Source organism: Methyloglobulus sp., assembly GCF_046714055.1.
Lineage (GTDB): Bacteria > Pseudomonadota > Gammaproteobacteria > Methylococcales > Methylomonadaceae > Methyloglobulus.
Genome location: NZ_JBKKBJ010000025.1, coordinates 1 through 11727 on the forward strand (window position 1 = coordinate 1; position 11727 = coordinate 11727).

At 48.5% G+C, this 11727-nt stretch carries 11 protein-coding genes and 1 pseudogene; 5 read left to right on the top strand and 7 right to left on the bottom strand.

What is annotated here, in order from left to right; all coding sequences use genetic code 11:
* The 3 genes and pseudogenes from ACLQ6D_RS01490 to alr form a co-directional block, all read left to right on the top strand.
* Window positions 1-119, top strand: a pseudogene (locus tag ACLQ6D_RS01490) (IS1595 family transposase); the annotation flags it as partial.
* Window positions 120-525: 406 nt separating this feature from the next.
* Window positions 526-1920, top strand: a complete 1395-nt coding sequence (gene dnaB / locus ACLQ6D_RS01495; RefSeq protein WP_411725478.1) for a replicative DNA helicase — start codon at window positions 526-528, stop codon at window positions 1918-1920.
* Window positions 1921-1947: 27 nt separating this feature from the next.
* Entirely contained in the window at window positions 1948-3042 is a 1095-nt protein-coding gene (alr, locus tag ACLQ6D_RS01500; RefSeq protein WP_411725488.1) for an alanine racemase, read from the top strand.
* A 280-nt stretch (window positions 3043-3322) separates the two neighbouring features.
* Here alr and ACLQ6D_RS01505 read toward each other — a convergent pair whose 3' ends face one another.
* The 4 genes from ACLQ6D_RS01505 to clpB form a co-directional block, all read right to left on the bottom strand.
* Entirely contained in the window at window positions 3323-4420 is a 1098-nt protein-coding gene (locus ACLQ6D_RS01505) for a hypothetical protein (protein ID WP_411725479.1), read from the bottom strand.
* Between the two features lie 58 nt (window positions 4421-4478).
* Window positions 4479-4823, bottom strand: a complete 345-nt coding sequence (locus ACLQ6D_RS01510) for a hypothetical protein (RefSeq protein ID WP_411725480.1) — start codon at window positions 4821-4823, stop codon at window positions 4479-4481.
* Complete coding sequence (locus ACLQ6D_RS01515; RefSeq protein WP_411725481.1) at window positions 4816-5106, bottom strand: DUF6516 family protein; 291 nt, start codon at window positions 5104-5106, stop codon at window positions 4816-4818. The genes ACLQ6D_RS01510 and ACLQ6D_RS01515 overlap by 8 nt, the downstream gene beginning before the upstream one ends.
* Before the next feature lie 455 nt (window positions 5107-5561).
* Window positions 5562-8135 (bottom strand): ATP-dependent chaperone ClpB, encoded by a 2574-nt coding sequence (clpB, locus tag ACLQ6D_RS01520; protein ID WP_411725482.1) that lies wholly within the window; start codon window positions 8133-8135, stop codon window positions 5562-5564.
* A 176-nt stretch (window positions 8136-8311) separates the two neighbouring features.
* On the opposite strand from clpB, the gene ACLQ6D_RS01525 reads away from it, so the two are divergent.
* Both ACLQ6D_RS01525 and ACLQ6D_RS01530 read left to right on the top strand, forming a co-directional pair.
* Complete coding sequence (locus ACLQ6D_RS01525; protein WP_411725483.1) at window positions 8312-8554, top strand: type II toxin-antitoxin system Phd/YefM family antitoxin; 243 nt, start codon at window positions 8312-8314, stop codon at window positions 8552-8554.
* The gene (locus ACLQ6D_RS01530) at window positions 8554-8814 is read left to right on the top strand and encodes a Txe/YoeB family addiction module toxin (RefSeq protein ID WP_411725484.1); all 261 of its coding nucleotides are present in this window, start codon (window positions 8554-8556) and stop codon (window positions 8812-8814) included. The genes ACLQ6D_RS01525 and ACLQ6D_RS01530 overlap by 1 nt, the downstream gene beginning before the upstream one ends.
* 186 nt (window positions 8815-9000) lie before the next feature.
* Here ACLQ6D_RS01530 and ACLQ6D_RS01535 read toward each other — a convergent pair whose 3' ends face one another.
* The 3 genes from ACLQ6D_RS01535 to ACLQ6D_RS01545 form a co-directional block, all read right to left on the bottom strand.
* A complete protein-coding gene (locus tag ACLQ6D_RS01535; protein WP_411725485.1) occupies window positions 9001-9348 on the bottom strand; it encodes an FUN14 domain-containing protein in 348 nt (115 codons plus the stop codon).
* 175 nt (window positions 9349-9523) lie between these two features.
* Window positions 9524-9865 (bottom strand): small metal-binding protein SmbP, encoded by a 342-nt coding sequence (gene smbP / locus ACLQ6D_RS01540; protein ID WP_411725486.1) that lies wholly within the window; start codon window positions 9863-9865, stop codon window positions 9524-9526.
* Window positions 9866-10153: 288 nt separating this feature from the next.
* Window positions 10154-11620 carry a helicase HerA-like domain-containing protein gene (locus ACLQ6D_RS01545; protein ID WP_411725487.1) on the bottom strand — a complete coding sequence of 489 codons (1467 nt, stop codon included), beginning with the start codon at window positions 11618-11620 and terminating at the stop codon, window positions 10154-10156.
* Window positions 11621-11727 lie beyond the last annotated feature (107 nt).

An 11727-nucleotide genomic window follows, 5' to 3' on the forward strand; every position in this document is an offset into this window, starting at 1 on the left:
AATATCGTTTTAATCGACGCTTTAAGTCGGATGCGTTAGTGCCAAGATTAGTGCGTGCATCAGCCTTAACACCGCCGATGCCCGGACGGTTGCTAAAATTGGCTGAAGCTTATTGGTAATCAGATAATAAAATGAGATTTTTATACTCGTTCAATAAATGTTGATGTTAGAAGGGTAAGGTATCTGGATCAGGACAAGCTGCCAACCCTGATCCAATTAAAATACAAAGCCGTAACCAACGCGGCAAGCGAGCTAGGCGATCCTGGTAAAATCAGGGACTTGTTTACCGGATTTCAGAAGCATTTGTATTACGTGTAAAATACAGTTGAGTGTTTGTAGGGGCAATCCCTTCGACCGCCAGGGATGGTGGAAGTGCAGCGGCGGGTAGGGAACCCGCGCTGTGTGGTTGCCCAGATAACCACAAGGGATTGCCCAGGTTATACGCCTAGTTCACCATAAGGGGTTGCTAGGGCAGGCACAAGGCCTGCCCCTACAATGTTATCAAAATCTTTAATTACAAGTGCCATGTCTGAAAATTTTGCGTTCGATCGTGATTATGCGTATGAATCCTTGAAGGTTCCGCCCAATTCCATTCAGGCTGAACAGTCGGTGTTGGGCGGTTTGATGCTCGATAACCAAACCTGGGACTCGGTGTCCGATAAAGTGTTGGAAAGCGATTTCTACCGCAAGGATCATCAACTGATTTTCAGGACGATAGCCAAACTGGCTGAAGACCAGGTTCCCTTCGACGTGATTACCATCTCTGAAGCGCTGGAAGCGACTGGCGAACTGGAAACCATAGGCGGTTTGTCTTATCTGGGTATGCTGGCAAAAGATACACCTAGTGCCGCTAATATCGTCAGCTACGCCAATATCGTCAGGGACAGGTCGGTACTGCGCCAGTTGATTCATGTGGGTACACAAATTTCAGATTCGGCCTTCAATACCGAAGGGCGCGATACCGCCGACCTTTTGGAACACGCCGAACGCGAGGTATTCAAAATTGCCGAACAGCGCCAACGTGGGCAGGGCGGTTTTATTGGCATTAAATCGCTGCTTGCCAAGGCGGTTGACAAGATTGAAATGTTGTTCGAACAGGAAGGCCATATCACTGGTGCTGCGACCGGATTTACTGATTTGGACGATTTGACTTCAGGATTACAGCCTTCTGATTTGATTATCGTGGCGGGTAGGCCCTCCATGGGCAAAACCACCATTGCCATGAACATGGCGGAAAATATCGCTATCAAAGGCCGTAAACCCGTTGCCATTTTCAGTATGGAAATGCCAGGTGATGCCTTAGCGATGCGGATGATGTCGTCGCTGGGGCGTATCGACCAACATAAAGTCAGGACGGGCAAGCTGGAAGACCACGAGTGGCCGCGATTGACTTCAGCAATCAGTATGCTGGGTGAAACCAAAATGTTTATTGATGATACGCCTGCGCTATCACCCACTGAAGTACGCGCAAGGGCAAGACGGTTGACGCGTGAGCATGGGCAATTAGGCTTGATTGTGCTGGATTATTTGCAGCTTATGCAATCACCCAGCAGCGGCGATAACCGGGTGCAGCAGATTTCCGACATATCCAGGGGTTTGAAAGCGTTGGCTAAAGAACTGAATGTTCCGGTCGTGGCCTTGTCGCAGTTGAACCGGAATCTTGAATCACGCCCCAACAAGAGGCCGATGATGTCCGATTTACGGGAATCTGGAGCTATTGAGCAGGACGCGGATTTAATCGTGTTTGTCTATCGGGATGAAGTCTACAATGAAGACAGCCCCGATAAGGGCATTGCAGAGATTATTGTCGGCAAGCAAAGGAATGGCCCCTTAGGGACTGTCCGTTTGACTTTTCTGGGGCAATACACCCGGTTTGAGAATTATGCGGGGAATTCCTATAGTGATGGCGCTTATGAATAATTACAAGGAAGGCATTTGAACCAATTGATTGCAGCCGCAGCTTATGCAGAAATCAACCTGGATGCAGCCCGGCATAATCTCATAAAAGTACGCAGTTGTGCGCCACAGGCGAAGGTCATGGCGGTCATTAAGGCTAACGCTTATGGGCATGGTTTGTTACGCATGGCGGAGGCTTTGGATACTGTTGATGCCTTTGCCGTTGCCCGCGTTGATGAGGGTGTGCGCCTGCGTAATGCCGGAATAACGCAAAGGATTGCCGTATTTCAGGGCTTTGCCAATGCTGAAGAGTTGCAGCAACTCATCGATTATCAGCTAGAGGCCATCGTCCATTCTTACCATCAGTTAGACCTTATTGAAAGCTGGCAAGGGCAAGATACGCTGCTTGTTTGGCTAAAAATAGATACGGGCATGAACCGGTTGGGCTTTAAGGTAAAGGAAGCCGACCATGTTTATCAAAGGCTTAACGAATGCGGGATAATCAAAAAACCCATCAATCTCATCACCCACCTGGCACGCGCCGATGACAAAACGAGCGCTTTTACGCCACTGCAAATCAGTTTGTTTAATGATGCGGTGGTCTCATACGACGGGGAACGCAGTATCGGCAATTCGGCGGGTATTTTAGCTTGGGAGGATGCCATTAACGACTGGGTGCGCCCAGGGATTATGCTGTATGGTATTTCGCCGTTTTCCGATTCTACCGGATTAAAGCTGGGACTGGAGCCGGTCATGAGCTTGCATTCCAAATTGATCGCAGTAAAACCGGTTGAAAAAGGGGAAACCGTTGGCTACGGCAATAGCTGGGTTTGCAGCAAGGCCACGACACTCGGCGTGGTCGCCATCGGTTATGGCGATGGTTATCCAAGACATGCTAAGGAAGGCACCCCTGTATTGGTCAATGGCCAGCGCGTTCCCCTGATTGGCAGGGTTTCAATGGATATGGTGACAGTAGATTTGGCGACACAGCCCGACGCAAAACCGGGCGATAAGGTTACCTTATGGGGCAATGGACTGGCGGTTGAAGAAATCGCCGATTTTGCAGATACCATACCTTACACTTTGGTATGCGGGGTGACCCAACGGGTGCAATTTGTGGAAACATCGTCGCTTCGGATGTCATGACTTGCGTATTTTTGATCCGGCTCGATTATGATTGGTCCAGGTGTAGGTGCATAAGCAAAGTGTCATGCACCTTATTGAAGCCAGCAATATTGAAGCCAGCAATCGACGGATGACGCAAGCTTATCCGTCCTACTGCACTGTCAAATAATTGGAAATTGCTAAAAAGTAAAACAGCGGGGGATGTGGGTTATCAATTGTTTGAAAGGAGTGATGCACCGTAATCTAATGGGACTTTAAAGTTAGGCTATCAAAGGTGCAACATCTCTAGCTTCGTACAAGATCAAGGTCGGTCAGTGTGTCTAGGGATTTGATATACGTTCGCATCCCCAAACAATGCAAGACTCACATATCTCGCCGCGATGTTCTCCAACGTACGAACGTCGTCCGCTACTACCGTAATCAGAGACTTTACGTGCTTATTGCCTGCATGAACTAAAGAGTTTCGCATCTTTTGGAAATGTTTGAAAGCCATTACATCTTGTTCCCATCCTGGCAGAGCCACATCGGTGGCCCATTTCTCAAACCGCGATGCAAGAGATGGTTGTGGCGGATGTAGTTCCTTAAGAAATTTCGATAGTTCTTTGCTATCCTGTGATGCCTCTACATTTTCGATAATGGCGAGTAGTGCACTCCGTTTTTGGTTCCATGTATCTTTTTCCGCAATCGCTAGTCTGGGAATGACGCATTCGAGAGGGATAAACAGAGACACGAACTCCAAGACGGGATCTTTGGCAGCCCAAGCCCGGAGAAGCCAAGCGAGGACTTCTGCCGCTTTCTCCGACGTCCATTGTTTTTGGAGCTTAGTTATAGGCATCCTAAATCCTTCGGAGACATCCCAGTCGTGCGTTGCTATGCAATTAAAAGCCAGACTTGCACTGATTGCGTATGAGGTACCATTGTCACGGTATGCGTAGCGCTGTTCGGTTATCGGAGTACTCACCAGGAATTTATGCAAGCGAAGCCCGAGGACTCCCGCAACAAAATCGAGCGCAGTGATGAGTGACGACTCCCCTTCTTCCGCTTTAGGCAGAATTTTGTCGCGTGCTACCTCGTTACGGCTGTGGAATGCACTGGCCAAAGCATCATCAACTTCGATGAACTGTGTCGCAACTAACTCGGTGTATAAATTGGCAGGGTAATTCTCAGGGGATAGCGTAGTATATTCCTGCTCTCGTGAGACGTGGTCAATGGATTTTGCATCCTTAGGTTCTTCCTGGCCAATCGTAAAGCTAGCTATCATGTGACGTGGATTGGGACCCACGTAAACCTCAACATTGATTGCACTAAAGTTAAACCTCAGAAGAATCTCATCACGTCCAAGAAGAGAACATCCACTCGCATTGAAGATTTTACTGTAACCGACCCGAACGGCTTTCATCCGCTCACCCTATCACACACGCTATACATGCAAAGAGTAAGTTGGACTGTTGAACAAATTACGCAGCTCTTAAAACAAAATCCACATGAACCGCATCGTAAGGAAAAATCACCTTGCCTCTGTCGGTCTTGTCCAGCAGGCCGCACAACAGCATAGCCTTGACATCACCATGCACCGCCTTTACGTCGCGGTCAACACGCCTTGCCACTTCGCGGATGGTCAACTCGCCTGCTCCGGTCATTGCTTTTAAAATCTGCCAACGCTTTAAGGTCAGTGTTTTCCAAAGTTGTTCCTCGGATTCAAAACCGATATGTGCGCCTTGCGGCTGTCCGGTTTCCCAAGCGGTAATAAAACGCTCGGACGCATCTTTAAGGCTGATTACACCAATTGTGACTTCATTCATGATTTGCCCTCCACTGTTCAACATCGTGCCAATAATCAGCCAACAAACGACGAGGAGACTCAAACACATAGGGGATTTCAACCTCGCCTACATGCTTATGATCGCCCTTACCCACCTCGTTGTCGTAGCGCAACACGCACACACCATCGACAACAAAGGCCAGTCGATACTTGAAAACATGACCACTGCCCGGCACTGGCGCAGAAACACGCCACAAGACCAATTCAGCAAAGCTGTTTTCACTCTGGGATAACCGTTCTTTAAGCAGTAATTCCGCCTTCATGTTGGAGATTATAACAACAGGCTAGGTGTTGTCAAGTACTCCAACAAATTGACGCTCTACAATTGTGACATTGACGCGTTGGGCTTCGTTACCTCAGTAACCTATGGGTTAGCTTCACATACGAAGTAAATTATACCAATCCCAATAAATTGTTATTTGAATCCCTCATCCTGACCTTCTCCCTCTGGAGAAGGAACAATATGAGAACTTATTGGGATTGGTATTATTCTCTAAAGTGAGTGGTTAAATCAATTGTGAAGCCTGGGAAAAATGAATAATGCAGATGCCTTAGTAGGGGCTGGCCTTGTGCCTGTCCTTTGTGTCTTGTGAGAGGAGATTGTGTCATCCAATCGCCACAGCTTTAGGGCAACCACAAGGGTTGCCCCTACATAAACGCAGCGAACTATGGGCGTTAAGTTGGCACGTATGGATTCGCCCCGTCCAGATTTGAGGCCTCAGTTTTTAACAAACTTCAACGCATCATTTTCAACGGTCACTTTGATGACATCGCCCGACTGGAAGTTACCTGCGAGTATTTCCTGTGCCAACGGGTTTTCCAGTTGTTGCTGTATCGCCCGTTTCATGGGTCTTGCGCCGTAAACTGGATCAAAACCTGCCTCACCCAGCAAATCCAGGGCTTGCTCGGAAATTTCAAAGCCTATCTCGCGATCCTGTAAGCGTTTGCGCAAATGCTCTATCTGGATGCTGGAAATCGCCCGAATCTGCGTACGACCCAGCGGATGAAACACGACCGACTCATCTATCCGGTTAATGAACTCAGGACGGAACCGGACACCCACTATTTCCATCACCGCTGATTTCATGGCCTGATAATTGGCTTCACCTGAAAGCTCTTGGATGACATCGGAACCCAAGTTGGAGGTCATCACCACGACGGTATTCCTGAAATCAACCGTCCTGCCTTGACCATCGGTCAATCGACCACCGTCCAGCACTTGTAACAATATGTTGAAGACATCAGGGTGCGCCTTTTCAATCTCATCCATGAGGATCACGGAATAGGGCTTGCGCCTGACCAGTTCGGTCAGATAACCACCTTCTTCATAACCCACATAGCCGGGAGGCGCACCAATCAAACGGGCGACGGAATGTTTTTCCATGAATTCCGACATATCGATACGTACCATGGCATCGGCGGTATCAAACAGAAACTCAGCCAAGGTTTTGCATAACTCGGTTTTACCGACACCAGTAGGCCCCAGGAACAGGAATGAGCCATTGGGACGATTGGGGTCTGAGAGTCCGGCTCTGGCACGGCGTATGGCATTGCTGACAGATTTCAACGCTTCTTCCTGACCGACGACCCGTTTACTGAGCGCTGCTTCCATGTGCAACAGTTTTTCCCGCTCTCCTTCCAGCATTTTGGAAACAGGGATGCCTGTCCATTTGGATACGACCTCAGCAATTTCTTCCTCGGTGACCTTGTTACGCAGCAACGTCATCTTTTGCTGTTCCGCAGGCGCAGCTTGTAACTGCTTTTCCAGGGCTGGAATGATCCCGTACTGCAATTCTGACATACGCGCCAAGTCATTCGCACGGCTGGCCGCTTCCAGTTCAACTCTGGCGTGTTCGAGCTTTTCCTTGATGGATGCTGAACCCTGCAAGGAAGCTTTCTCGGATTTCCAGATTTCCTCCAGATCAGAATATTCTTTTCCCAGCTCGGCAATATCTTCTTCCAGCATTTCCAAACGTTTCCTGGACGCAGCATCGGATTCTTTTTTCAGCGCCACCTGCTCGATCTTCAATTGAATCAAGCGCCGGTACAACTTATCCATTTCTTCTGGCTTGGAATCCATCTCCATACGGATACGGCTGGCCGCTTCGTCAATCAAATCAATCGCTTTATCCGGCAATTGGCGGTCGGCAATATAGCGGTATGACAGGCTCGCCGCCGCCACCAGCGCAGGGTCGGTAATGTCCACGCCATGATGCACTTCGTATTTTTCCTTTAAGCCGCGTAGGATGGCGATGGTGTCTTCGACTGAGGGTTGATCGACCAAGACCTTCTGGAAACGGCGTTCCAACGCGGCATCTTTTTCGACGTATTTACGGTATTCATCCAGCGTCGTTGCACCGACGCAATGCAACTCACCGCGCGCCAAGGCTGGTTTTAACATGTTGCCCGCATCCATTGCGCCTTCCGCCTTGCCAGCGCCGACCATCGTGTGCAACTCGTCGATAAACAAGATGACTTGGCCTTCCTGTTTGGCTAAATCATTGAGCACCGCTTTCAGCCTTTCTTCAAACTCGCCACGGAATTTTGCCCCGGCAATCAAGGCCGCCATATCCAAGGCCAACACCTGTTTATGTTTCATGCCTTCAGGCACTTCACCATTGACAATACGCTGCGCGAGACCTTCAACGATCGCCGTTTTTCCAACGCCGGGTTCACCGATTAACACGGGATTATTTTTGGTACGCCGCTGCAACACTTGGATCGTCCTGCGAATTTCATCATCCCGGCCAATGACAGGGTCGAGTTTGCCAGATTCAGCACGCTCTGTGAGGTTAATCGTATATTTTTTTAGCGCCTGACGTTGATCCTCAGCATTGGGATCATCCACCGCCTGACCGCCGCGTAGTGCATCTATCACTTGCTCCACGGCTTGCTTGGTGATACCGTGTTTTTTGAACAAGTCTTGCAGCGATCCTTTTTCTTCCAGTGCCGCCAACAAAAACAATTCGCTAGATATGAACTGGTCATTACGCTTTTGCGCCAATTTATCGGTAAGGTTGAGCAATCTTGCCAAACCATTGGAAATTTGTACGTCACCACCCGAACCAGACACAGTAGCAAGCCGCGTCAGCTCCTTGGTCAGCTCGCTGCGGAATACCGGGACGTTGATGCCGATTTGCGACAGCAAAGGCTTTATGCTACCGCCTTCCTGATCCAGCAAGGCAAGCATAAGATGCGCCGGTTCAATAAACTGGTTATCTTTCCCTAATGCCAGACTTTGGGCATCCGCTAACGCTGCCTGAAATTTGCTGGTCAATTTGTCCATTCGCATGGTTTTACCTCATTGAGTAGTTTTTACGTTGCTACTGACATGGGGGAGTTTTGGCTAGTTTTCAAGCGGCTAGCATCCAGGATCGTCAGGCGATGAATTGGTAGCGCACATTATTAAGGCTTGACATAGCGTACGGTAAAACGTACGCTATCATTATTTTTAATAAGGCACTCCATATGGCTAGCCTAAATGTCACTGAAGCACGCTCGAAACTCTATAGCCTGATTGATGAAACGGCTGAAACCCATAAACCCATTGTCATAACAGGCAAGCGTCACAACGCAGTCTTGCTTTCTGAATCCGATTGGAATGCAATTAACGAAACTCTCTATTTGTTGTCTGTGCCGGGTATGGGTGAATCCATACGCGAGGGCATGGAAACAGAACTGAAAATTTGCAATAAAGAACTTGATTGGTAATGTGGCAACTTTATTTTGCCAAGCAAGCTGAAAAGGACGCGAAAAAAATAGCTTTATCAGGACTTAAGGAAAAAGCAACAGAATTATTAGAGATCATACAAAATAATCCCTACCAAACACCCCCGCCGTACGAAAAGTTGGTGGGTGATTTAAGCGGCACTTACTCAAGGAGAATAAATATTCAACACCGTTTAGTATATCAAGTGTTGGATAAAGAACAGGCTGTAAAAGTGCTGAGAATGTGGACGCACTATGAATAAGCGGCGTATAACGCTTGAATTCAGCGGTGTCGAAGGCACCTGCTGGAATGAACAGTTAGCTGCCATGCTATTGCTAAAACCCACCTGGTAGCAAGCCTCTATGGAGTGTAACGAAATCGAGGGCTATCGAAACCCCGAAACCCTCGATTCCGCAAGCTGCATCGAGGCTACTTAACTGATTTTATCTTAACCAAACTTGAAACCAACAAAAAAACCGCCGACAGCGCTCACTCCTTTACTGGTAATGCGGGTGAGACGGTCAACCAAAAAACCGCCGGACTCTTTAGCTCCTTTGGCTACGGTATCAGCGGCGCTTTGCAACTGGACATCGCTGATATCGATGATGTTGTAGTATTCACCCACGAACATCAACACAATGGCTGCACCACCAATAAACAGGGCGACCTTTAGCATTTTTTTGGCAAAATAACCGACTGCCGCACCGATAAGAAAGGACGCACCGACATTCCCCAACAGAAAATCGGAGGAAAAAAGATCTGTTCCTGTAGGTGTTTGAATAGGGGTTTCATTCATGCTGGAAGTTCTCCGTGTTGCGGCTTGATTCGCTTACTGGCGGATAGTATCACATCAGGATGGACGGCAATCGGTAAAGGTTCTGCGATTAACAACAGCCGGGTTGGAAATTAACTTTGGAGCGGACAAAAAAACGGGCGAAGTTATCACCCGTTTTTTTAAAAAAAGAGTCAGCTCACTTATTAGCCGCTTTTAGGTGTTCCAAGGCAGTTTCTGCGTAGGTGGTGGCAACACCAACATGGGCATCCCCTTCTTTGGCGTGTTTGATCGCTTCCTCCAAGTCGGCCATGGCATAATCCGTGTGCGATTTTGCTACGCCTTTAGCGACTATAGCACCGGCCATGGTATGTTCCAAAGCAGGCCTAGCATGTTCCAACAGCACCGAGGCATGACCCGCCTTACCATGCTCAACCGCTGCGGTGGTATGTTCAATGGCCTGGTCAAGATGCGGCTCGGCAAAAACATTCATACTCAATAACAATAAAGAGCTTGCGTATACAACTGTTAATTTTTTCATAGTTATCCCCTCTCAGTTAATGAATGTCCGCGTTGATACCGATTTTTTTGCAGTGGCTCACTTTTACTTATCGAGAACCCTAAAACTTTGCATTGACACCAATACGGGCGGTAAAGATTTTCATGGACATTAAAAAAGCAATACACACACTAGCATCTTGTATTGCTGTGGTTCGACTTGTGAAATGTTATTTCGTTCCCTAGCCAAACTCACTTTAATATAACTTATTTTTCAAACTAAACAACCTTTCAATCACTGAATCACCAGGAAACCTAAGTATATTACTGGTTACCGGCGACCTAGCAAAGAACCCATAATCCCCCGCACAATCTGCCGCCCGACCGTTGTGCCGATGCTACGCGCAGCGCTCTTAAGTAACGCCTCTGTGGCGCTTTGCCGTTTCCGTGACCCGCCGCCTGATGCCGCTTTTTCCTCTTCTTTGTTTTGTTGTTCTTCTAGTGCGTCCTGATTCTGCCGCTCGGCCTTTTGTTTGAGCATTTCATAAGCAGATTCCCGATCTATTTCCTCGTCGTAACGACCATGAAAAGGTGACCGTTTCATCATTTCAGCGCGTTGCTCCTGGGATATTGGCCCTATTTGGGATTCTGGCGGACGAATCAAAATCCGCTCGACGGGAGCCGGGCTGCCATCCTTATTGAGCACGGAAACCAGGGCTTCACCGATTTTTAATTCCTGTATGGCGGTCTCGGTATCTATTTTAGGGTTCGCCCGAAAAGTGCCCGCAACGCTCTTGATGACTTGCTGGTCTTTGGGCGTATAAGCCCTTAAGGCATGTTGTATTTTCAGTCCCAGTTGCCCCAATATGTCTTCGGGGACATCTAAGGGGCTTTGGCTGATAAAGTAAACGCCCACGCCCTTGGAACGGATTAACCTGACGATTTGCTCGATTTTATCAAGCAGCACCTTGGGCGCTTGGTCGAAGAGAAGATGCGCCTCGTCAAAAAACAGGACTAATTTGGGGCGGTCAGCATCGCCGACTTCAGGCAGGTTTTCAAACAGCTCGGACAACAGCCACAACAGGAATGTGGCATAAAGGCGCGGCGATTGGGTGACCAGTTCGGTCGCATCAAGAATGCTGATGACGCCATTACCGGAGAAGTCGGTTTTGCAAAAATCTTCTAGTTGGATCGCAGGTTCACCAAAGAAGTGTTCCGCACCCTGTTCTTCCAGCACCAGCAGTTGCCGCTGAATTGCGCCCAGGCTGGCGGCGGCAATATTCCCATACTCAGCTTGCAGTGCTTTGTCCTGACTGCCCACCCAGGTCAATAAGGCGCGTAGATCTTTCAAATCCAGCAATAACAGGCCATTGTCATCGGCAAGCTTGAAGCAACTGTAGAGCACACCTGTCTGAGTGTCATTCAGTTCCAGCAAATTGCTCAGCAGTAAAGGCCCCATATCGGAAATTGTGGCGCGTACCGGATGCCCAGTTTTGGCAAAAATATCCCAGAATACCGAGGGATTACCGTGATGCTGAAAGTCGCTAATGCCGATCTGTTGAATCCGCTGGGTAATTTTTTCATGCGGCAGTCCAGCAACCGTAATGCCGGACAGGTCGCCTTTGATGTCCGCAAGAAAAACCGGGACGCCGATTCGTGAAAACCCTTCAGCCAGGATTTGCAAGCTGATCGTTTTGCCCGTTCCGGTTGCTCCGGAAATCATGCCGTGCCGGTTGCCCATTGCGGCATCCATGCTTACCTTGATGCCATCCTGCCCGCCAATCAATATTTCCTGCATGGCTTAAGTACTCCCGCTACAATTTAAAATACGCCAGCATCGTAGCACAGCAAACTCTTGCAAGAAAGCAGGACATCCTCTATAACTATCACGAACAAGAACGTTAA

What these genes read in the sequence shown, in the direction of transcription:
- dnaB (WP_411725478.1), top strand. Translation starts at nt 526, where the DNA reads ATGTCTGAAAATTTTGCGTTCGATCGTGATTATGCGTATGAATCCTTG.
- ACLQ6D_RS01505 (WP_411725479.1), bottom strand. Translation starts at nt 4,420, where the DNA reads ATGAAAGCCGTTCGGGTCGGTTACAGTAAAATCTTCAATGCGAGTGGA.
- ACLQ6D_RS01510 (WP_411725480.1), bottom strand. Translation starts at nt 4,823, where the DNA reads ATGAATGAAGTCACAATTGGTGTAATCAGCCTTAAAGATGCGTCCGAG.
- ACLQ6D_RS01515 (WP_411725481.1), bottom strand. Translation starts at nt 5,106, where the DNA reads ATGAAGGCGGAATTACTGCTTAAAGAACGGTTATCCCAGAGTGAAAAC.
- clpB (WP_411725482.1), bottom strand. Translation starts at nt 8,135, where the DNA reads ATGCGAATGGACAAATTGACCAGCAAATTTCAGGCAGCGTTAGCGGAT.
- ACLQ6D_RS01525 (WP_411725483.1), top strand. Translation starts at nt 8,312, where the DNA reads ATGGCTAGCCTAAATGTCACTGAAGCACGCTCGAAACTCTATAGCCTG.
- ACLQ6D_RS01530 (WP_411725484.1), top strand. Translation starts at nt 8,554, where the DNA reads ATGTGGCAACTTTATTTTGCCAAGCAAGCTGAAAAGGACGCGAAAAAA.
- ACLQ6D_RS01535 (WP_411725485.1), bottom strand. Translation starts at nt 9,348, where the DNA reads ATGAATGAAACCCCTATTCAAACACCTACAGGAACAGATCTTTTTTCC.
- smbP (WP_411725486.1), bottom strand. Translation starts at nt 9,865, where the DNA reads ATGAAAAAATTAACAGTTGTATACGCAAGCTCTTTATTGTTATTGAGT.
- ACLQ6D_RS01545 (WP_411725487.1), bottom strand. Translation starts at nt 11,620, where the DNA reads ATGCAGGAAATATTGATTGGCGGGCAGGATGGCATCAAGGTAAGCATG.